Source organism: Azospirillum argentinense (assembly GCF_000632475.1).
In the GTDB taxonomy this organism is placed as follows: domain Bacteria; phylum Pseudomonadota; class Alphaproteobacteria; order Azospirillales; family Azospirillaceae; genus Azospirillum; species Azospirillum baldaniorum.
The window spans coordinates 905,167-926,871 of sequence record NZ_CP007795.1 but is presented as its reverse complement, the minus strand read 5'-3'; the positions used below and the strand labels follow the sequence as shown (position 1 = coordinate 926,871).

Annotated in this window: 15 protein-coding genes; 4 read left to right on the top strand and 11 right to left on the bottom strand. The window is 68.0% G+C overall.

Going from position 1 to position 21,705, the window contains the following annotated elements:
- Positions 1 to 16: 16 nt before the first annotated feature.
- From ABAZ39_RS26475 to ABAZ39_RS33455, 9 genes are all read right to left on the bottom strand, one after another.
- Positions 17 to 1,450 carry a lipopolysaccharide biosynthesis protein gene (locus ABAZ39_RS26475; RefSeq protein WP_040137080.1) on the bottom strand — a complete coding sequence of 478 codons (1,434 nt, stop codon included), beginning with the start codon at positions 1,448 to 1,450 and terminating at the stop codon, positions 17 to 19.
- Positions 1,447 to 4,419: an O-antigen ligase family protein gene (locus ABAZ39_RS26470; protein ID WP_040137078.1), complete on the bottom strand. Its 2,973-nt coding sequence runs from the start codon at positions 4,417 to 4,419 to the stop codon at positions 1,447 to 1,449. The genes ABAZ39_RS26475 and ABAZ39_RS26470 overlap by 4 nt, the downstream gene beginning before the upstream one ends.
- Before the next feature lie 43 nt (positions 4,420 to 4,462).
- Positions 4,463 to 5,857: a nucleotide sugar dehydrogenase gene (locus tag ABAZ39_RS26465; protein ID WP_051658570.1), complete on the bottom strand. Its 1,395-nt coding sequence runs from the start codon at positions 5,855 to 5,857 to the stop codon at positions 4,463 to 4,465.
- Positions 5,858 to 6,261: 404 nt separating this feature from the next.
- On the bottom strand, positions 6,262 to 7,440 hold the full coding sequence (locus ABAZ39_RS26460) for a GNAT family N-acetyltransferase (protein ID WP_051658569.1): 1,179 nt from the start codon (positions 7,438 to 7,440) through the stop codon (positions 6,262 to 6,264).
- 71 nt (positions 7,441 to 7,511) lie between these two features.
- Positions 7,512 to 8,747, bottom strand: a complete 1,236-nt coding sequence (locus ABAZ39_RS26455; RefSeq protein WP_040137076.1) for a right-handed parallel beta-helix repeat-containing protein — start codon at positions 8,745 to 8,747, stop codon at positions 7,512 to 7,514.
- A gap of 19 nt (positions 8,748 to 8,766) precedes the next feature.
- Positions 8,767 to 8,970: a hypothetical protein gene (locus ABAZ39_RS26450; protein WP_040137074.1), complete on the bottom strand. Its 204-nt coding sequence runs from the start codon at positions 8,968 to 8,970 to the stop codon at positions 8,767 to 8,769.
- Between the two features lie 293 nt (positions 8,971 to 9,263).
- Entirely contained in the window at positions 9,264 to 10,304 is a 1,041-nt protein-coding gene (locus tag ABAZ39_RS26445) for a polysaccharide deacetylase family protein (RefSeq protein WP_040137072.1), read from the bottom strand.
- A gap of 36 nt (positions 10,305 to 10,340) precedes the next feature.
- Complete coding sequence (locus ABAZ39_RS26440) at positions 10,341 to 11,228, bottom strand: glycosyltransferase (RefSeq protein ID WP_051658568.1); 888 nt, start codon at positions 11,226 to 11,228, stop codon at positions 10,341 to 10,343.
- Positions 11,229 to 12,090: 862 nt separating this feature from the next.
- Positions 12,091 to 14,265 carry a carbohydrate-binding domain-containing protein gene (locus tag ABAZ39_RS33455; protein ID WP_051658567.1) on the bottom strand — a complete coding sequence of 725 codons (2,175 nt, stop codon included), beginning with the start codon at positions 14,263 to 14,265 and terminating at the stop codon, positions 12,091 to 12,093.
- 430 nt (positions 14,266 to 14,695) lie between these two features.
- On the opposite strand from ABAZ39_RS33455, the gene ABAZ39_RS36285 reads away from it, so the two are divergent.
- The gene (locus ABAZ39_RS36285; RefSeq protein WP_014242013.1) at positions 14,696 to 14,842 is read left to right on the top strand and encodes a hypothetical protein; all 147 of its coding nucleotides are present in this window, start codon (positions 14,696 to 14,698) and stop codon (positions 14,840 to 14,842) included.
- A gap of 23 nt (positions 14,843 to 14,865) precedes the next feature.
- Here ABAZ39_RS36285 and ABAZ39_RS26430 read toward each other — a convergent pair whose 3' ends face one another.
- Positions 14,866 to 15,327, bottom strand: a complete 462-nt coding sequence (locus ABAZ39_RS26430) for an Lrp/AsnC ligand binding domain-containing protein (RefSeq protein ID WP_014242014.1) — start codon at positions 15,325 to 15,327, stop codon at positions 14,866 to 14,868.
- A 255-nt stretch (positions 15,328 to 15,582) separates the two neighbouring features.
- On the opposite strand from ABAZ39_RS26430, the gene proC reads away from it, so the two are divergent.
- Complete coding sequence (proC, locus tag ABAZ39_RS26425; protein WP_247881768.1) at positions 15,583 to 16,380, top strand: pyrroline-5-carboxylate reductase; 798 nt, start codon at positions 15,583 to 15,585, stop codon at positions 16,378 to 16,380.
- Between the two features lie 82 nt (positions 16,381 to 16,462).
- Positions 16,463 to 20,203, top strand: a complete 3,741-nt coding sequence (gene putA / locus ABAZ39_RS26420) for a trifunctional transcriptional regulator/proline dehydrogenase/L-glutamate gamma-semialdehyde dehydrogenase (RefSeq protein ID WP_040137068.1) — start codon at positions 16,463 to 16,465, stop codon at positions 20,201 to 20,203.
- 60 nt (positions 20,204 to 20,263) lie between these two features.
- On the opposite strand, the gene ABAZ39_RS26415 is transcribed toward putA, so the two are convergent.
- On the bottom strand, positions 20,264 to 20,452 hold the full coding sequence (locus ABAZ39_RS26415; protein WP_040137066.1) for a hypothetical protein: 189 nt from the start codon (positions 20,450 to 20,452) through the stop codon (positions 20,264 to 20,266).
- Between the two features lie 210 nt (positions 20,453 to 20,662).
- Between ABAZ39_RS26415 and ABAZ39_RS26410 the strand changes: the two genes are divergently transcribed.
- Positions 20,663 to 21,703, top strand: coding sequence for an MBL fold metallo-hydrolase (locus ABAZ39_RS26410; RefSeq protein ID WP_051658566.1), 1,041 nt, complete (start codon positions 20,663 to 20,665; stop codon positions 21,701 to 21,703).
- Positions 21,704 to 21,705: the final 2 nt, after the last annotated feature.

Sequence of the window (21,705 nt, the reverse complement as noted above, 5' to 3'; positions counted from 1 at the left end):
CGCCTGTTCATGGGGTTCATGCCGGGGATCGGGTGCGTTTCAGCCGGGCCAGCGCGATCCGCACCTGACCCATCAGGTTGGCGGGGTTGAGCACGGCCAGGGCCAGCAGATAGAGGCTGCCCGCCGGGGCGAGCTGGACGAGCAGCAGGTCGCTTTCCATCGCCGCGACTTTCAGCCCGGCGGCGAAGAGCAGGGCGGCGGTGGTCACCTTCAGAAGATCCTTCACCGGCACCGCCAGCACGCCGGCGCGCGGCATCAGGATGACCGCGGCCACCACCCAGCCGAGCTGCGCCGCCAGCGAGCCGTAGGCCGCCCCGATCACCCCGAAGCGCGGGATCAGGAACAGGTTGGCGCCGATGTTCAGCACCGCCGTCAGCATGGTCAGCTTCAGGATGTAGCCGGTCTTCTTGGTCAGGTGCAGCGACAGGTCGAAGTGATAGATGCGCAGGATGCTGATGAAGACCGACAGGGCGACGAGCGGCATGATTGCCGCACCGGTCTCGCGGTACGCCTCGCCGAGCAGCAGCCCGACGATGCCCTGGGCGGAGATGACCTCCATCAGCACCAGCGGCAGGCAGACCAGCAGCAGGATCGTCAGGTTCTGCGCCATGATCGGGCGCGCGGCGCGCGGGCCGGCGCTGTCGAAGGCGCGCGACGCCATCGGCAGCGTGACCAGCGAGGCCGCCGAGGCCACCAGCATGATCGGCTGCTTGGCGAGGTCGAAGGCCATGGCGTAGGCGCCGGCCGCCGCCTCGCCGATGAACCAGTAGATCAGGAAGCGGTCGGCGAAGTCGAGCGCCCAGCCGACCATCAGGCTCAGCATCAGCGGGCCGCCGAAGGTCAGCAGGAGGCCGACCCGCTCCCGCGCCGGCCAGCGCAGCGAGATGCCCTTGAGGTCGGAGCGCAGCCAGATCGCGGTGACCAGCAGGAAGCCGATGCTGGTGCCGAGCAGCAGCCCCTCCTCCTTCCAGCCGATCAGCACGAAGGCGGAGCCGAGCGCCAGCCCGAACAGCGCCTTGGCGAAGGACTTGGCCGCGAAGACCGAGCCCTTCAGCCGCGCCCGCGACATCTGGATCGACAGGTCGAACCAGGAGATCAGGATCGCGATGACCGGCAGATACAGCACATAGTCGATGCCGTTCATGCCGGGGTAGAAGGCGACCACCGCGCCCAGGATGGCGAGCACCCCGCAGGCCACCACCAGGAAGGCGGTGACCACGGTGGAGAGCCAGGCGTCCCGCTCCGCCGCGTCGCCGCCGCATTTGCGCAGGACGAACAGGCCCATCCAGGAGAAGCCGCAGGCGTTGATCGCCGCCGCCGCAGCCATCACCAGGGCGTAATGGCCGTAGGCCTCCGGCGTGACGATGCGCGAGAAGACCGCGACCGCCGCGAAGCCCAGGATGCCGACGGCGATCCGGGTCGCGAAGAAGGCGAAGCCGCTCGACATCATGACCGCGACTCCGCAACCGGGATTCCGTTCTGCAGCTTGGGCCGCCGTCCCGCCGCCGGACGCGGGGTCAGGGCGTGGGCGTGGACCGTCTTGGCCAGCCGCGTCTGGAAGGCGGTGAAGAGGAACCACAGCAGGCCGTTCTGGATCAGCAGGCTGCTTTCCGCGACGTTGCCCAGCAGGAGCATCATGGCGAAGACGATGTGCCAGCGCGCCGCCCCGCTGCGGTCGACCGGGACGATCCGGGCGATGCGCGACAGGTAGATCACATAGGCCACCAGGAAGAGGCCGAGGCCGAGCAGGCCGACGTCCAGCGTCGTCTGGATGAAGCCGTTGTGGGCGTGGATGTCGAAGCGGCCCGAGGTGCGCCAGAACAGCGCCCCCGGCGCGTCCAGACCCGACCAGAAGGCGCTGAAGCCGTAGCCCAGCACCGGCTGCTGCTCGATCATCCGGATCGCGAAGTCCCAGATCAGCGTGCGCCCGGTCAGCGTGATGTCGCGGCCGAGCAGCGCGGTGATGCTTTCCAGGTTCAGCAGCGCGAAGATGGCGGCCAGCATGATGACCATGGTGCCGCCGTACAGCTCCAGCGCCAGCGACCCGGCGTCCTGCCGGTGGGTGACCAGCATGACCAGGGTCATGCCGGCCGTGGCGACGATCAGCGCCGTGGCGGAGCCCGACATGGCGAGACAGCCGGCCATGATGGCGAAGGTGCCCAGCCGCCAGACCAGCGCCATGGTGTCGGTCACCGGACGGGAGCGCAGGACGAACAGCCCGGCGGTCAGGCCGAAGGCCATGGCGTCGCCCAGGCCGTTCTTGTGGGAGAAGACGCCGCGCCACTGCGACCCCTGCTCCGCCGGCATCAGACCGTAGCTCGGCAGGCCGACCGCCAAAAGTGCGCTCAGCACCGCCAGCACGAAGACCGCGCGGTGGATCAGCCGGGCGAGCGCGACCTCGCCGTAGGACAGGCCGACATAGAGGCCGAAGATGGTCGTGCCGACCAGGGCCACGCTGCGGCGGATGGGCTTCTCCGAGCCCAGAAGCTCCTGCGGGTGGTCGCAATGCGGGCGGCCGACGACGTAGTGCAGTCCGCTGCGGCCATCCACCTGGACCACGTCCTGCCATTCCGCCTTGCCGACGATCAGGTCGCTCAGGTCGCCCGGGGCGTTGTCGCCCAGCACGTTCCCGATGCGTGGGCAGCGCAGATCGCATTCCAGCAGCAGGACCCGCCGGCCGGACGCCGCCAGCATGCGCGCCAGGGTGAGGCAGACGGTGGTCTTGCCCTCGCCGGGAACGGCGGAGGTCACCATCACCACGGAGCCGGTGTTCAGGGCGCCGCGGGCGTAGAGCGACACGCCGATGGCGCGCACCGCCTCGCTGTACTCCGACCGCGGACGGTCGAGGACATAGTCTTCCGGCTTGGCGTTCTTGTGATGCGGCAGGGACGGCACCAGCCCGATGGCCGGCACGCCGATCGTCTCTTCCACATGCTGGGTGTTGCGGAAGGTCTTGTTCAGATGGTCGCGCAGGAAGGCCAGGAACATGCCGATCAGCAGGCCCACGGCCAGACCGCCGCCGACGAACAGCTTCTTGCCCGGCGTCGACGGCTCCAGCGGCGGCTCCGCCTTGGACACGACGCGGGCGTCGCGCTGCTGAAGATCGTCCTGCTCGCGCGTTTCGACGAGACGCTGGAGCAGCCCTTCATAGACGCGGCGGTTGGCGTCGGCCTCGCGCTGCAACTGGGCCAGACGGACGTTGGCGCCCAGCTCGCCCGCGGTCTCGGCGGTCAGCTTCTTCAACGCGGCCTCAAGCTCGCGCTCGCGGGCGCGGGCGATCTCGACCTCGTTGTTGATGACCGCCATGATCTTGGTGGCTTCCTCGCGCATCTTCTGGCGCAGGTTCGTCAACTGGTTGACGTAGGCCTGCACCGCCGGATGCTGGTCGCCGTAGCGGGTGCGGTATTCGGCCAGCCGCCGCGCGATGCCCGATTCCTCCTCGCCCAGCCGCTGGATCAGCGGCGAGCCAAGAATCTCCGCCGCGTTGCCCTCGGTCGGGCTGCGCGCGACGATCCGGGCGTTCTGTGCCCGTGCCTCCGCCCGGCCACGCTCCGTCTGGGCGACGACCAGGGCGCGGTTCAGCTCGGCCAACTGCTGCGACAGGAAGGTTTCGCCGCCGGCGCTGCCGAGCACGAGGCCCTGCTGCGCGCGGTAATCCTGCACCGCCTTGTCCGACACCTCGACCTGGGCGCGCAGCTCGTTGATGCGGTCCTCCAGCCACTTGTTGGCCTGCTGGGTGACCTCCTGCTTGGTCTGGAGCTGGTCGAGCAGATACTCGTCGACGAAGGCGTTGGCGATGCGCGCCGCCTTGTCCGCCTCCTTCGCCTTGAAGGAGACGACGATGGTGTAGGACTGCGCGTCGCTGGTCGCCGACAGGCCGCGGCGAACGTCCGCGATGACCGCGGCGCGCTCCTTCTCCGCAGTGGTCGGCTCCTTCACGCCGATGCCAACGGAGTTCAGATAACCGGTGATCTGCTGTTGCAGCGGCGACAGGTCGTAGCCGACGGTGTCGTTGATCCCGGCGATGGCCCGGTCGATGGCCGAAGGCCGTTCGATGGCGCCGTTGAACTCCGGGTCATGGACCAGCCCCAGCCGGTCCACCACCTTGGCGGCGGTGGCGCTGGAGGTGATCATGTCGATTTCGGTCCGGATCGCCGCCGCCTCGCGCGGGAGGTTGGAGATCACGGCGTTGATGTCCGTGACCTCCGTCGTGCGCGGGTCGATGATGAGCACGGCCTGGCTGGTGAACCGCGGCTCATAGAGCAGGGCACCGGTGGTGGCCAGCGCGGTGCAGCACAGGACGCTGGCGATGATCGTGCTCCGGCGCCGGCGCAGCACCTGGAGGAGGTCGCGGAGCGCGACCTCCCGGGTGCTGGCTTCGGACCCCAGGGCTCCGTCTACATGAGTGTACGCGGCCATCCCATTCTCCTGAGGATCGGTCGGTTAGGGTCCAGGCCGGCGGTCAGCCCTTCACGATCTTCTCGTCGACGATGCCCGCCTTGCCGAAGGCGTTGCGGGTGTCGACGATCAGCGGCAGCCCGTCCAGGAAGGCCTTCAGATCGAAGGAGTCGTGGTCGGTGCACAGAATCGCGGCGTCGAAGGCGCCTTCCTGGATTTCCTCCAGCGCGACCGACGGCGTGCCGGCCATGCGGGCGAGCCGGCGCGTCTCCGGAAGCTCCGGCACGTGCGGGTCGTAGTAGAAGACCTCGCAGCCGCGGTCCTGGAGAAGATCGATGATCTTCAGCGCCGGGCTTTCACGCATGTCCTCGATGTTCTTCTTGTAGGCGACGCCCAGAACGAGGATGCGCGACCCGCGCAGCGCGCGGCCCAGCTTGGAGTCCATGGCCTGGGACAGCCGCTCCACCACGTAATGCGGCATGCGGGTGTTGATCTCGCCGGCCAGTTCGATGAAGCGGGTAGCAACGTCGAACTCGCGGGCCTTCCAGGTCAGGTAGAAGGGGTCGATCGGGATGCAGTGACCGCCCAGGCCGGGGCCGGGGTAGAAGGGCATGTAGCCGAAGGGCTTGGTCTTGGCGCCTTCGATCACTTCCCAGACGTCGATGCCCATCGCGTCGTAGACGACCTTCAGCTCGTTGACGAGCGCGATGTTGACGCAGCGGAAGATGTTCTCGGTCAGCTTCACCGCCTCGGCCGCCTCAAGCGACGAGACCGGGATCACGCGCTCCAGCGCGCGGCCGTACATCGAGCAGGCGATGCGCAGCGCGTTGGGGTCCTCGCCGCCGACGATCTTCGGGATGCGGGCGGTGGTGAAGGTCTCGTTGCCCGGGTCCTCGCGCTCCGGTGAGAAGGCCAGGAGGAAGTCCGTGCCGCTGTTGAGGCCGGTCTTCTCCAGGATCGGGCGCACGACCTCGCGAGTCGTGCCGGGGTAGGTGGTCGATTCGAGGACGATCAGCTGGCCGGGGCGCAGCACCTGGGCGATCTGCCGGGTGGTGACCTCGATGCAGCTCATGTCCGGCTCGCGGTTGCGAGTGAGCGGCGTCGGCACGCAGATGACGATGGCGTCCATGTCGGCCAGCGACTGGAAGTTCGCCGTGGCCGTGAAGCGGCCCTCCTCCAGCATCCCGCGGACCTCGTCGGTCGACACGGTGCCGATGTAGGAGGTGCCGCCGTTGAGGCTGGCGACCTTTTCCGGATCGATGTCGAAGCCCGTCACCGAGAAGCCGGCCCGCGCGAACAGCCGCGCCAGAGGCAGGCCGACGTAACCCAGGCCGATGACGCCGACGCTGGCGGTGCCCGCCGCGATCTTCGACTCCAGCGTCGCCAGAGCTTCCGGAATGCCGGACGTGCCGACCGAACCCCCGCTCACCAACAGGTCGGCAAACTCATTGCTCGACATAAGACGTCTCCTTTTCCGACTCTCTTGTTCGTAGAGGTTTCACCGTTATTCGCGCTGTAATTCTGAGATCAATTTTACCGACACAAAACCGAAGCCAAGGTCCGGATCTGAAATCGGGCCTTGGCTTTTGCTGTTCATAAGACTGATCGATCGGCGTTTCCTCTCACCGAATACATTAGGCTGCTTTGTCTAAGCACCCAGCAATCGTGATAGAAAAAGGGGCAGCCGTAAACGTCGTAAAAGGCCGAACTACCGTCAGTTTACCGGGTGACCTTTCTTGTGAGACTTTCGGGATGACCATCCCGAAAGGTGCTTCATTAGCCCCTTTTGAGTAACCACGGGCAGAATAGACGAAAGGAGCCGGACCGGCGCGTCGGCGGCCGGACGGCTCCTTCGCACCCCGGTCATCCCTGGACGGCGACTCCTTCCGGTTGCAGCCCGGCGGCCTCCGGCAACGTGTTGTGCATCAGGAAGCTGGCGTCGCCGTCGCCCATGGTCAGCAGCCAGTTGCCGCGGTCGGCGAACTCGTCCCGATCGATCCCCGCGTCGGGGCCGGGATGCGCCATCACCCGCACCGGGAAGCCCACGCGGTCCGGCACCTTCATCATGCCCATGGCGAGGAAGGTCCGCTCCGCCCGCGTGTTCAGCGTCCGGCAGATCAGCGCGGTCGCGCGCTCCGTCGCGGCGATGCGCAGCGTGTGGCTCAGCAAGACCCACAGCCACTTCGGCTCGCACAGGTAATCCACGACGGCGAGGCAGGGCTCCTTGCGCCAGGTCTCACGGCGCAGGACCACGTAGCCCAGCGGCTCGTCCCCGCGCGTCAGGATGAAGCGGCGGTAGTCCGAGGCGCAGGGAATCGCGTCGTAGCGCCAGCGCAGATGCGTCAGGTCGCGCAACGCGATCAGCGGGTAATGCGGGGAGGCGCGCCGCCAGATGGCGTCGGCCCGCCCGTCGAACCGCCCGATCTCCTCGAACCGCGCGCCGGTCGCCCGGCTCAGCAGGTGGCCGCCGATCCGTGCGCCGTGCAGGGCCGGCCCGGCGATCGCCCCGATGGTCCGCATGCGGCCCTGAAGCGAGGACGCCTCCAGGCATCGCCGCGTGTCCAGCGGGAAGACGTAGGCGGGCAGGGCGCCGATGTCGATCCAGCCGGCCTTGCTGTAGGCCTTGTAGGCGGAATCGGAAATGTGGATGGCCATCGCCAGAGGACGGCTGTCGAGCTGCGCTTCCGCCAGGGGCGTGAAGGCGCCGCGCATCCGCCATTCCGGCAGGACCATCAGGCTGTTGGCCCAGGAGGCCGGGATTTCCCGGTCCCGCGCCTTCAGGCGGAAGGGAATCCCGCATTGCTGGCCGACGATTTGTCCCTGCCGCTTGCACACCCAGACTTGCGGCCCATCCGCGTCCCGGTCGGGCACCTCGTCGAAGAGCCAGCGGTTGTAGGCTTCGTCCACCTGCCAGACCCGTTCCCCGAACATCTTGCGCTGGAAGCCGCGCAACTCCCCCGTGTCGGAAGCGTCGAAACGGAAAACGGTTTTCTTCAGCCGGTCGGTGATCGACTGACCGACGGTGCTGCTGCTGGTGCTCACATGCCCCCCCTTGTTCGAACGCGCCGTCCCTTGCCCGGCCCGCGGCTCGCCCGCGGACGTCGGGGCCAAGGTCAGCGCACGGATTCCGGCCGCATTCCGGATGCTTCCTGCACAGGTCCTCCCGATGGTTGTTTGGCCGATGGTTGGTTGACCAATGGTTGGTTGGCGGTGGTCCCGGCCCTGGTTTCGGTTTCTGCTCTGGCGTCGTTGCTGACCCGGTTGCCGGTGACGGTCTTGCCGATGCTGTCGGCGATGATGATGGCGGCCCGCTTGCCGTTGCGGTGGAAGAGGTTGTCGCGCAGTTCCAGCGTGATCGAGCCGCTGCCCTTCTGGTGCTGCAGGACGCCGCCGTTGTTGTCGTAGAACTCGTTGTCGTAGACCCGGTAGGTGACGTCGATCCCGCGGTTCTGGCCGAGCGAGATGCCGGCATCGGCGTTGCGGAAGATGACGTTGCGGTAAATCTCGGTGCTGGACTTCGCCAGGATGCCGGCGCCGCGCGGGTTGTCGTGGATCAGGTTGTCGTGGATCTTCAGCGCGCTGCCGGCCTGCCCCTGGTCGTGGTAGAGGCCGTGGGAGCGGCCTTCGCCGCCGTTGACGCCGTTGTTGAAGACCCGGTTGTGGGCGATCTCGCCGGTCAGGATGCGCCCGTTCCAGCCGGAATAGACGCCGCCGTCCTTGCGCCAGCCGTTGTCGGCGATGGTGTTGCGCGTGATGACCTGGTCGGTGTTATCCGCGGCGTAATGAACGATCCCATAGGCGCCGTTGCCGGTGATGGCCGACCCGTCGATCCGCAGTCCATCCGACGTGCCGGCAACGACGATTCCGGAGCCGCCGTTGCCCGCGACCGTCACGTTCGTCACCGACACGTTGCGCGCCCGCGGGCCGAGCAGCAGGCCGGTGTCGGCCGCGCCGGTGATCGTCAGCCCGTCGAAGGCGACGTTCGTCCGCCCGTTCAGATTGACCGCGACCGAGGAACCCCGCGCGTCGATCACCGGAGCGTCGCCCTTGCCATAGGCGCCATAGGTGATCGGCCGGTCGGTCGTGCCGGAGGAGGAGGCCAGAAGGCTGCCGCGCCAGCTCTCCCCGCGCTCGAACAGCACGCGGCTTCCCGGCGGAAAGGCGGTGGCGTTCACCTTCTCCAGCGTCTTCCACGCCTCCTTCGGGCCGCGGCCCGACCGGCGGTCGTCGCCGTCCGTGGCATCGACGTAAAAGACCGGTGCATCCTCAGCGTTCCGGCGCGCGCTGACGAACAGCGACGGCTGGGCGGGACGCTCGATGGCGGGGGGAGGCGGGGGCAGGGAATCCATGGGTCCGTCTCGCGCGGCCTTACACGGCGACGCGGATCAGCGCGTAGGCGAGGCCCCAGGCCGCCAACGCGCAGCCGGTGCACAGCAAGGCCCATCCCGCCCGCTGAAGATCGAGCATGGGGGGAGCGGCGCGGTCCGTCGCCTTCGGAGCGGCGTCCGTCGGAAGGACGTCCGCAACCCCAACAAGCAGGTTCGTGCTGGCCGGCGTGGCTTGCTCGATCATAGCGATCTCCTCGCGGGGGGCCTGATAAGCGGAAGGGCCGGCGATTAAAACCGCAACGTGTCCCTGTTGCGGTATTTTGTGTTACATCGCGGACAAATAAAGGGAAATGAAAAGGGATCACGCTTAAGCGATCAGGCTACGATAAGGGGGCATTCCAAAGGGAGGAATAGGCATTCTCTTTGGAATTGCTGAGTGGTGTTCTTTCGTAATGCCTATGCCAACGGCAAGAACTCCCTCCCCATGGCGGAGGAGGGAGCCTTCCATAGGTCGGACCGCTTATTCGGCCAGACCGTTCATCCGGCCAGGGCGCGCTTCATGTTGCCGGCACCGCCGCGCAGCAGGCGCTTGACCAGCTGCTGCTTCGCGGGCGCCGGACCGTTCTCGAAGCAGATCCGCTGAATCCGCCGTTGCGGACCGCCACGGCGCGGCCATGAGGTGCCGAAAGTGACGTCGACCCCATCGCCGTACAGTTCCCCGAACAGCGCCTCGGGCAGGCCCTCGTCCGAATAGGGGAAGGCGAAGGAGCCGCAGCCCGGGCCGAACAGCTCCCGGATGCCGGCGACGCTGCCCGTCACCTCCTCCTTCCGCTGCTCCGGCGTCAACAGGCGGTGGTTGGGATGGTCGAAACCGTGGGCGCCGATCGACACCCCCTCCGCCATCAGGTCGGCGATCTCGTCGCGGGTCAGATAGGGCTTCTCGTCCGCCAGGAAGCCGGCCGTGTCGAACTCCAGCACGGTGGCAATCTCGTCCAGCACGGCGCGCTGGTGCCAGCTCACCTTCATGACGCCCGCGGCGGGGTCGGCGGCGACGGCGCCCGCCCGCGCCAGGGTGGCGGCGCAGACGGCGCGGCGGGGATCGGCCTCCGCCAGCCGGCTCAGCCGCTCCGCCAGAAGGCTCGCCTTGTGCCGGTAGAACAGCGTCCTGTTGTCGAGGAAGTTCAGGTTGAGGTACAGCGCCGGACGGATGCCCTTGCGGCGCAGGATGGGCATTGCCACCTCCGCGACCTCGCGCATGCCGTCGTCGAAGGTGACCAGCAGCGACGGGCGGCGGATCTCTGGCCCGCCCAGGGCCGCCCCGGTGACCGTGGGCAGGTCCGTCGGCTCGAAGTGCTTCAGGAGGAAGTCGAGATCCTCCGTGAACTCCTTGGGCGTGCGGGGCCGGTAGATATGCTTCAGATGGTCCGGCACCGTGTCGCAGACGGCGTGGTAGACGACGGCCAGCACCGGGCTGCCGTAGGCGTGATGGCAGGCGGTCCCCAGCGGGTTGCGCAGCGCGTCCGTCCACCGGAGCCGCCGGCCCAACCCGCCACCGGAAATCACGTCGGCAACGCTCATTCATGTCCTCCCGCGGAAGGGTCAGAGGGCAGAGGGTCAGAGGGCGTCCGCGCCGTCGGGGGCGAGGCGCTTGGGCTGCATCATGGCGCTGTGGATTCGGGCCATGGCCTGCGCCTCGGTCGGCGTGCGGACCAAGCGGTACAGCATCCTCTTCAGGCCCGGCGGCGTCAGCCGGAAGCCGATCTGAAGCGAGGCCGTCGCCAGGAATTCCGAGTTGGTCAGGAATCCCGACCGCCAGCACCACACCCGGAAGGCCCATTCGTTGACGGCGTAGCGCAACCCGCCGCGCCGGACGCGCTGGGCCATGCTGGTGCGGAAGAGGAGCAGCGCCTCCTGCACCGTCTCCATCCGCGCCCCGGCCTGAAGCAGGCGGACATAGAGGTCGTAGTCCTCCAGATTGCCGAAGCAGGAGCGGTAGCCGCCGATGGCGTTCAGCGCCCGCCGCCGCACCATCATGGTGGGGTGCGACAGGACGCAGTGCCACTTCATGCCCTGGCTGATTTCCTCATGGGTCTCCGGGCTGCGCTTCACGCAGGTGATGGCGCCGGGGTCCTGTTCGAACTCCGCATGCCAGGAGAAGGACGCGTCCAGCGACCCCTGCTCGGCGAAGGCGCGCGCCTGCGTCTCGAAGCGGTGGGGCAGGCAGATGTCGTCGCTGTCCATGCGGGCCACCAGATAGCCCGTGCAATATTGCAGCCCATCGTTCAGCGCACGGGCCAAGCCCCCCTGGTTGCGCCGTCGCACCACCACGAGCCGGCAGGCGTTGGACGCCTGATAGCGGGCGATGACCTTCTCCTGTTCCTCCCCGATCCGTCCGTCCACCACCAGCACGCATTCGCGCGGGAGAAGCGTCTGCGTATAGACGCTCTCCAGCGCGGCCTGAAGGTTGTCCGCCTTCTCGCCGGCGTAGGTGGCTATAAGCACGCTGATCGATTGAGTGTCCCGACCGTCCCTCGGTCCGCTCACGTGATTCATACCTGGTCTCCACCCCTCTTGTCGTGGCGACGCGGACGGCGACCGGTGGTCCGGCCATCGCGCGCCGCCCGCGAAGAGCGACGCGCGATGGCCATGACCACGGACACCGCGGCCCTGGGAATGGAGGCGTGTGCGTGCCGCCCTGAGCCCCGCTCCCGCGGCACGCGCGCGGAAGCGGTTTCGGCGTTCCTTCCCCGTGGCCGTCGGTTGGGCGCTTGTGCGGCGCCAGCCGTCCCGTCCTTGTCGTCGTTGTCAGTGCCTTTTTTGCCCTGTCTCGTCCCTTTCCTGGTCGGTTCTGTCGGGGTCTTCCTCCGGTCCGCATCCCGGACTAGGACACCCCTGGCCGTCGTATCGGCCGGTGCCGATGCACGCATAGGCACGGAATAGGTCTGTGGACGCTATCAAAGGGCGGAAGGCGGGTAAACCTACATAAAGTGCAAGATAAATATCCCCTTCGCAGCGTCCCAAAGGGAAAGCCGTCTGCCACTTTGGTGGATTCGGGAGAAAGCGGGGGATGCCGCGCGCACTGAGCAGAAATAACGGCTGATCGTCATGAAAAACCGGCGATGAGGGATGGAGGCCGCTCTTCATCACTCGGGTAAGGCGCATCTTATTGTGCAATGCACAAGAAATAGCGACCGGGGCGACATCGCCGGGCGGGCTGTGCTTTCGATTATTGCCGTTTTGTGTCGTGAGCGGAAGCCCGAAACGCCGTCCCGAAACACTGCCCTGAAACGCCGCCTTTAAACGCCAACGCCCGGCCACAAGGGGCCGGGCGCGGACGTTGCCGAAGGGTTGGAACCCCCGATCGTCAGATGATCGGGTTGGCCTTGGAGACCGAGGAGATGGTGTTGTTGGTCACCGTCTGCTTGATGCTGTCGGCGATGTTGATCGCTGCACGGCCGTTGTTGTTGTAGAAGGTGTTGTCGTACAGGCTCAGCGTGATCGACCCGCTGCCCTTCAGGTGCTCCAGAATGCCGCCGTTGTTGTTGAAGATCTCGTTGCCGTAGATCTTGTAGGTGACGTTGGTGGTCTGGTTCTGGCCGAGGGAGATGCCGACGTTCGAGTTGCCGTAGATCGTGTTGTTGTAGATCTCGGTGCTCGACTTGGCGAGGATGCCGGCGCCGCGCGGGTTCGAGTAGATCACGTTGTCGTGGATCTTCAGCGTGCTGTTGGCCTGGCTGTGGTCGTGGTACAGGCCGTGCGACCGGCCGTCGCCGCCGCCGCTGCCGTTGTTGAAGATCGTGTTGCCGGCGATCTCGCCGCTCAGGATGCGGCCGTTCCAGCCCGAATACACCGCATCGGTCCGCCAGCCGTTGTCGCTGATGATGTTGTTGGTGAAGTACTGGTTGGCGTTGTCGGCGGAGTAGTGGACGAGGCCGTAGCCACCGTTGCCGTCGATCGTCGAATGATCGATGCGCAGGTTGTTGGAGGTCCCGCTGATCACCACGCCCGAACCGCGGTTGTCGATGATCTGGGAGTTGGTGACCTTCACGTTGTTGGCGCCGCCGTTGAGCAGCAGGCCGGTGTCGTTCGAACCCGTCATCGTCAGGTTGTCGAACGTGATGTTGTCCTTGTTGTTCAGGCTGACGGCGAAGCTGGCGCCGCTCTTGGCCTTGATGATCGGGTCGGCGCCGGTGCCGTAGGCGCCGTAGATGATCGGCTTGTCGGAGGTGCCGGAGGTCGAGACCAGCAGGCTGTCGGTCCAGGTCTCGCCGCGCTCGAACAGGACCAGCGAGCCGGCGGCGAAGTTGGTGGCGTTCACCTTGGCCAGCGACTTCCAGGCCTGGTTCGGGTCATGGCCGGAGTTGCTGTCGTTGCCGTGCGTCGCGTCGATGTAGAAGACCTGCGAGGCCGGGGTCGCCGGATAATCCGACGTGCCGCCGCCCGGGTTCGACGGCGCGGGCGGGGCCGTCGGCGTGGTCGGCGTGGTCGGAGTCGTGGGGGTGGTGGGCGTCGTCGGTGTGGTGGGCGTCGTGGTCGAGGAGGGGAAGAAGTCCTTGGGCGCGGCGACGACCAGCGTGCCGTTCCACCACATGCCGGACTGGCCCTTCACCACGTCCTTGCCGTCCAGCGCGCCCTTGTCGTAGGTCACCGAGGCGTCGGTCGGGTTGACCGCGTTGCCGTTGATGGTGATCTTGTTGACGATCAGGTTGCGGTCCTGGCCGTTCACGAAGCCGTCGTTGTCGTACTGGATCTGGACCTTGTGGGCCTGACCGGGCGCGATGTCGGCGGTGAAGCTGTAGTCCTTGGCGGTGGTGCCGGCGGAGCCCTCGCCGATGACCTTGCCGTCCACCATCACCTTGAAGTGCGGGGAGACGCCGCCCGCCACGTTGCCGGCGGCGTTGACGACGATCTTCGTGGCGCCGGTCACCGCCTCGGCGGTCGCCGCGGGGAAGAAGTCCTTGGGCGCGGCGACGACCAGCGTGCCGTTCCACCACATGCCGGACTGGCCCTTCACCACATCCTTGCCGTCCAGCGCGCCCTTGTCGTAGGTCACCGACGGGTCGGCCGCGTCGAGCGCATGGCCGTTGATGGTGATCTTGTTGACGATAAGGTTGCGGTCCTGGCCGTTCACGAAGCCGTCGTTGTCGTACTGGATCTGGATCTTGTGGGCCTGATCCGCCGTGACGTTGGCGTTGAAGGTGAAGTCCTTGGCATCGGTGCCGGCGGAGCCTTCGCCGATGACCTTGCCGTCCACCATCACCTTGAAGTGCGGGGCGACACCACCCGCCACATTGCCGGCGGCGTTGATGACGATCTTCGTGGCGTTGTCGGCGGTCGCGGCGGCGTCGGCCAGGGCCAGCGGCTGCGCGGTCTGCAGAGCCTGCGCCTGGAGGAGGCTGGCCGGCGTCGCGAACGGATCGGCGGTGGACACAGGGGTCTCGCTGATGGTCAGATGCGACGTGTCGGCGCCGAGATCGCCAGCGTAGTTGGTGTGGTCGGTCAGATCCTGGTGGTGAAGGTCGATACCCAGATCGTCCATGGTCTGCACTCTCTTCCTTGCGGGGGCGCCACCGCGATTGGTGGCCAGCGGGGCCGGCACGCGGTCGGTGCGTCCCCATCCTTTCGGTTAGCGCTTTCGCCTTTTGGCTTACCCCTTAAGACTACCCACTTCGCTGTGGCCTTAAATGGGACGATTTTAGGATAATAAATCTCAAATGCGTGACATCCAGGTCACAGTGAGGCCGATCCGCCCCGGTGGCGGGGTGATTCAGCGTCACAACCGGTGGGAAATGCCTTGTCGATACCCATCGCAGCGGCGATGCCGGGAAGAGCGGTGCGCAGCCAACGATGGCAGCGATGCGGACAATAAAGGGGATGTCTCCGGAATCAGACCATCCATTGACTCGGGTCAATCCGCCGGAGCCGGTCCGGGCGTAGCCTTCCCTCCATGCATTGCAAGGAGAGATGACATGGAGACGATGGTCTTTCTGGTGCTGGCGCTTCTGCTGACCGGCTTCCTGACCGCGCTGTCGGTGCTGGGCATGGCCACGCTGCACGCCACGGTGCGGGTCATTCTTCCGGCCCGCCGCCCGGTGGCTCCCGTTCGGGTGTCCTGACCGGACCCCTTACATGAAGTGAGTCAGAGGGGGAGGGGGCCGTCGTTCTTGACCTCCTCCATCACCGCGTAGGTTCGGGTTTCCCGGACGCCGGGCAACGACAGCAGCACATCCCCGAGGAACCGCCGGTAGGCCGCCATGTCGGCCACCCGCGTCTTCACCAGATAGTCGAATCCGCCGGCCACCATGTGGCACTCCAGGACCTCCGGCGCGTGTCGGATGGCCTGGGCGAAGCGGTCGAACACGTCGGGCGTCGTCTTGTCGAGCAGCACCTCGACGAACACCATCAGGCCGAAGCCCAGCCGGTGCGGATCGAGCCGCGCCGTGAATCCCGTCACATAGCCGTCCTTCAGCAACCGCCGCATCCTCTCGCCAGCGGTCGTGGGCGACAAGCCGACCCGCTCCGCCAGATCCACGGCGGAAATCCGCCCGTCCATCTGCAAAATCGCCAGGATGCGCCGGTCGGTCCGGTCAAGCTCCGTCATTTCTGCGCTCCATGCCATCTATATCCGTTGATATCGCGGCCAAAAGGCAAAAACAACCGTGGAGGCACGGCGAACTCCGCGATAGTCTGCGGATGCCGCAGTGGAACAAGCAAAACAAAGCGGACGCTGCGGCTTTGAAAAGACGAATTGGATCGGGTGAGAGACACCGTGACCTTCGACATTGGCCCCAATGCTGCGGATGGCGCCGGATCGGCGCCGGGCGGCGGCACGATCCTTCTGCTGGGTGCCGGACGCATGGGCGGCGCCATGCTGCGCGGCTGGCTGGCGCAGGGCGTGCCGGCCTCCGCCATCTCGGTCGCCGATCCCAGCCCCGCACCGGATCTGGTCGAACTGGCCGCGCGGACTGGCGTCCGCGTGAATCCGGCGGATAGCGCCGCGGTCGATGCCGCCCCAGTTGATACCCTCGTGGTCGCGGTCAAGCCGCAGATGGTGGAGAGTGCCGCCGCGGGCGTGCAGGCGACTCTGGCGCCGCACACGCTGGTGCTCTCGATTATGGCGGGCAAGACGCTGGCCGACCTGCGCCGCCTGTTCCCGGCGGCGGGCAGCGTGGTGCGGGCGATGCCGAACCTTCCGGCGGCGGTCGGGCGCGGCGCCACCGTCGCGGTGGCCGAGGCGGGCTGCCCGGCCGATCGGAAGGAGCGCGCCGCGTCCCTGCTGACCGCGGTCGGGAGCCTGGAGTGGCTGGCCGACGAGGCTCTGGTCGACGCCGCCACGGCGCTGTCCGGCTCCGGCCCCGCCTATGTTTTCTACCTCGTGGAGTGTTTGACCCGCGCCGGGGTGGAGGTCGGGTTGCCCGCCGACGTGTCGGAGCGGCTGGCCCGCGCCACGGTCGAGGGGGCGGGGGCGCTGATGGGCGCCACCGGCCAGCCGGCGGCCGAGCTTCGCGCCGGCGTGACCTCGCCCGGCGGGACCACGGCGGCTGGCCTTTCCAAGCTGATGGCCGATGACCACCTCCAGAGTCTGTTGAACGCGACCCTGCGCGCGGCGGCCCAGCGTGCCGCCGAACTGGGCGGAACCGGCCCGAAAGCCTGACCCGAAAGCCTGAGAAGCACACCCCTTTTCACCATCAGGGACCGGCTCGCCCCCGGCCTGCGGATTCGAGCGGACGACACCGATGAACAGCATGACCAACCCGACCGCCACCCGGGCCGACACCCGGACCGCCCCCCCGTCCGCCGCCCCCGGCGGCGTGGCGCCCTTCGCGGACTTCGCGCCGCCGATCCGCCCGGCGACCGAACTGCGTGCCGCGATCACCGCCGCCTACCGCCGGCCCGAGCCGGAATGCCTGCCCTTCCTGTTCGAGCAGGCGTCGCTGCCGCCGGGCATCGTCACCGCGGCGGCGGCCACCGCCCGCAAGCTGATCACCGCCCTGCGCGCCAAGCCGCGGGGACGCGGCGTCGAAGGGCTGATCCACGAATACAGCCTGTCCAGCCAGGAAGGCATGGCGCTGATGTGTCTGGCGGAGGCGCTGCTGCGCATCCCCGACCACGCCACGCGCGATGCGCTGATCCGTGACAAGATCGCCGGGGGCGACTGGCAGGCCCATCTCGGCAAGGGCGGCTCGATGTTCGTCAACGCCGCCACCTGGGGCCTGCTGATCACCGGCAAGCTGACCTCGGCGGGCGGCGAGCCGGCGCTGTCCTCCGCCCTGACGCGCCTGATCGCGCGCGGCGGCGAACCGCTGATCCGCCGCGGCGTCGATTTCGCCATGCGCATGATGGGCGAGCAGTTCGTCACCGGCCAGACCATCCAGGAGGCGCTGACCAACGCCCGCCCGATGGAGGCCGAGGGCTTCCGCTATTCCTACGACATGCTGGGCGAGGCGGCGCTGACGGCGGAGGACGCCGCGCGCTACTACGCCGACTATGTGAACGCCATCCACGCCATCGGCAAGGCGTCGGCGGGGCGCGGCGTCTATGAGGGGCCGGGCATCTCCATCAAGCTGTCGGCGATCCACCCGCGCTATTCGCGCGCCCAGGCCGACCGGGTGATGGACGAGCTGCTGCCGCGCGTGAAGGCGCTGGCGCTGCTCGCCAAGGGCTACGACATCGGCCTGAACATCGACGCCGAGGAGGCCGACCGGCTGGAGCTGTCGCTCGACCTGATGGAATCGCTGTGCTTCGATCCGGATCTGGCGGGCTGGAACGGCATCGGCTTCGTCGTCCAGGCCTACGGCAAGCGCTGCCCCTACGTCATCGACTTCCTGATCGATCTGGCGCGGCGCAGCGGCCACCGGCTGATGATCCGTCTGGTCAAAGGCGCCTATTGGGACAGCGAGATCAAGCGCGCCCAGCTCGACGGGCTGCCCGACTTCCCGGTCTACACGCGCAAGGTCTACACCGACGTCTCCTACGTCGCCTGCGCCCGCAAGCTGCTTGCCGCCCCGGAGGCGGTGTTCCCGCAGTTCGCCACCCACAACGCCCAGACGCTCGCCACCATCTATGAGATGTCCGGCAGCGACTTCCAGGTCGGCAAGTACGAGTTCCAGTGCCTGCACGGCATGGGTGAGCCGCTCTACAAGGAGGTCGTCGGCCCGCTGAAGCGGCCCTGCCGCATCTACGCGCCGGTCGGCACGCACGAGACGCTGCTGGCCTATCTGGTCCGCCGCCTGCTGGAGAACGGGGCCAACAGCTCCTTCGTCAACCGCATCGCCGATCCGGCAGTCCCGGTCGATGAGCTGGTCGCCGACCCGGTGGCGGTCGCCAGGGCCATCGCCCCGACGGGCGCGCCGCACGCGCTGATCGCCCTGCCGCGAAACCTCTACGCGCCGGAGCGGGCGAATTCCGCCGGCATCGACCTGTCCGACGAGACGGAGCTGGCCCGCCTGTCCGCCGCCCTGTCGGCCAGCGCCGAAATGACCTGGACCGCCGCGCCGCTGCTGGCGGACGGCGAGCGGGCGGGGCAGGCCCAGCCGGTGCGCAACCCGGCCGATCGCCGCGACGTGGTGGGCTCGGTGACCGAGGCGAGCGAGGCCCTGGTGGCGGAGGCCTTCGGCCACGCCGTCGCGGCGGCGTCCGCCTGGGCCGCCACCCCGCCGGAGGAGCGCGCCGCCTGCCTGTTCCGCGCCGCCGACACCATGCAGGAGCGGATGCCGACCCTGCTCGGCCTGATCGTCCGCGAGGCCGGCAAGTCGCTGCCCAACGCCATCGCCGAGGTGCGGGAGGCCATCGACTTCCTGCGCTATTACGGGGCGCAGGCGCGCGACCGTTTCGACAACGCCACCCACCGCCCGCTGGGGCCGGTGGTCTGCATCAGCCCGTGGAATTTCCCGCTCGCCATCTTCTCCGGCCAGATCGCCGCGGCGCTGGCCGCCGGCAACCCGGTGTTGGCGAAGCCGGCCGAGGAAACCCCCCTGATCGCCGCCGAGGCCGTGCGCATCCTGCACGCGGCGGGCATCCCCGCCGGGGCGCTCCAGCTTCTCCCCGGCGCGGGCGAGGTCGGCGCCGCCCTGGTCGGGCACGAGGCGGTGCGCGGCGTGATGTTCACCGGCTCCACCGAGGTGGCGCGGCTGATCCAGCGCCAGCTCGCCGGGCGCCTGCTGCCGGACGGCGCGCCGATCCCGCTGATCGCTGAGACCGGCGGCCAGAACGCCATGATCGTGGACAGCTCCGCGCTGGCCGAACAGGTGGTCGGCGACGTGATCGCGTCCGCCTTCGACAGCGCCGGCCAGCGCTGCTCCGCCCTGCGCATCCTCTGCCTGCAGGAGGACGTGGCCGACCGCACGCTCGCCATGCTGAAGGGCGCCATGCGGGAACTGCGCATCGGCAACCCGGACCGGCTGGCCGTCGATGTCGGTCCGGTCATCAGCGAGGAGGCCCGCGCCACCATCGCCGGCCATATCGAGGCGATGCGCGCCAAAGGCCGCAATGTGGAGTTCCTGCCGCTGCCCGCCGAGACGGCGGACGGCACCTTCGTCGCCCCGACCGTGATCGAAATCGGCGGCATCCATGAGCTTGAGCGGGAGGTCTTCGGCCCGGTCCTCCACGTCGTCCGCTTCCATCGCGACGATCTGGACGCGCTGGTCGACGCCATCAACGCCACCGGCTACGGCCTGACCTTTGGCCTGCACACCCGCATCGATGCGACCATCGAGCGGGTCACCGGGCGGATCGGCGCGGGCAACGTCTACGTCAACCGCAACACCATCGGCGCGGTGGTCGGGGTGCAGCCCTTCGGCGGCCACGGCCTGTCGGGCACCGGACCCAAGGCGGGCGGTCCGCTCTACCTCTCCCGCCTGCTCAGCCGCCGTCCCAAGGGCTGGCTTGAGTTCCGCGGTCCGGACGCGGCGCGCGGGGCCGGGCTGGCCTACGGCGAATGGCTGCGCGCCAAGGGCTTCACGGCGGAGGCGTCGCGCTGCGCCGGCTATGCGGCGCGCAGCGCCATCGGCGGCGGGGCGGAGCTGAACGGCCCGGTGGGCGAGCGCAACCTCTATGAACTGCATGGGCGGGGCCGTGTCCTGCTGCTGCCGCAGACGCGGACGGGCCTGCTGCTCCAACTCGGCGCGGTCCTGGCGACGGGCAACAGCGCCGCGGTGGACGCCCCGCCGGAGCTGGCCGAGCTGCTGCACGGCCTGCCCCCGGCGCTGGCCGCGCGGGTGCGGACCACGGCCGATTGGCGGGACGTCGGGCCGCTCGCCGCGGTTCTGGTCGAGGGCGACCGTGAGCGCGTGACCGCCATCAACCGGCGCGTCGCGGAGCTGCCTGGCCCGATCCTGCTGGTGCAGGCGGCGACCGCCGAGGCGCTGGCGGCGGGTCGGGGCGAGGGCTACGATCTCGACCTGCTGCTCAACGAGCGGTCGATCAGCGTCAACACCGCGGCGGCCGGCGGCAACGCCAGCCTTGTCGCCATGAGCTAACCTGGGAAGCTGACCTGGGAGCTGACGGCTTCGAACGGGTCGGGGTGGGCGGCGCGCCGCCTACCCCGCAACCTCGTGTTCGATCACCAGCTCTTCGTCGTCGATGCGCAGGAAGGACCCGACCTCCAGATCGCCCCGTGCGATGGCGTCGTTGATGATGATCTGCGCCTCCGCGAGTGTGATCGTCCGGTCGTCGAAGAAAACCGGCCCGTCGGCGTGGCGGATGATCCTGAATGTTGCGGTGGTCATCCGGGTATTCTCCTTTGGCAATGCCCTTTGGTTAACCGATGCGCGGCCCATTCGTCGCGAATCCCCCGATGCTCCCGCGGCGGAGTGGGCATGGAACGAAACACGAGGTGCGTCAATGGTCTGAATGTTCTATCTGCGGATAGTTGACCGGACGCGAACCAACGGGTAGCCAAGAGGTTGGGGGCACCGCAGCGCAGGAGGATCATCAGGGTGAAAGACGACGCCGAACTCATCCGCCATCCGTTTTCCGAAGCACCGGACAATGGAACGGTCCGGGAGGTGGCGCCGGGTGTGCTGTGGCTGCGCCTGCCGCTGCCCTACGCGCTGGACCACGTCAACCTCTACCTCTTCGAGGAAGGGGACGGCTGGGCGCTGTTCGACACTGGGCTTGGCGACGACGTCAGCCGCGACTGCTGGGACCGTCTGCTGCGCGGCCCGCTGGGCGGCAAGCCGATCGTCCGGCTGGTGGTCAGCCACTTCCATCCCGACCATGTCGGTCTGGCCGGCTGGCTGCACGAGCGTTTCGCCCCGCCGCTGCACATGACCCAGAGCGAGTATTACTACGCCAAGCTTCTGCAACAAGGGCGCGACCCCCAGGCGTTGGAGGCGCAGGAGACCTTCTACCAGACCGGCGGCCTGTCGCCCGACGAGATCCAGCAGATGCTCGGCCGCGGCCTCAGCTACCTGAACCGCACGACCGGGCTGGCGCCCAGCTTCGAGCGGATGATCCCCGGCCAGACCCTGCGGCTGGGCGGGCGCGACTGGCGCATCCTGACCGGCGGCGGTCATTCGCCGGAACAGGCGATGCTCTATTGCGCCGCCGACCGGCTGTTCCTCGCCGCCGATCAGGTCATCGCGCGCATCTCCCCCAACGTCAGCGTCTCGGCGATGCAGCCCAAGGCCGACCCGCTGGGGCTCTACCTGTCGTCCCTGGCGGCGATCCGGGAGGAGGTGGCGGCGGACGCGCTGGTCCTGTCCGGTCACAGGCTGCCCTTCTACGGGCTGGACCACCGCACCCGCGCGCTGGAGGCCCATCACGCCGACCGCTGCGCGCAAATCTCCGAGGCTTGCCGTGCCAAGCCGCTGAGCTGCAAGGAGCTGGTGCCGGTGCTGTTCCGCCGCGCGCTGGATTCCCACCAGCTGAGCTTCGCCTTCGGCGAGGCGCTGGCCCACATCAACCACATGGTCGGGCGCGGCGAGCTGCGCACCGAGACGCGCGCCGACGGGGTGCTGGCCTACCACAGCGTCTGATC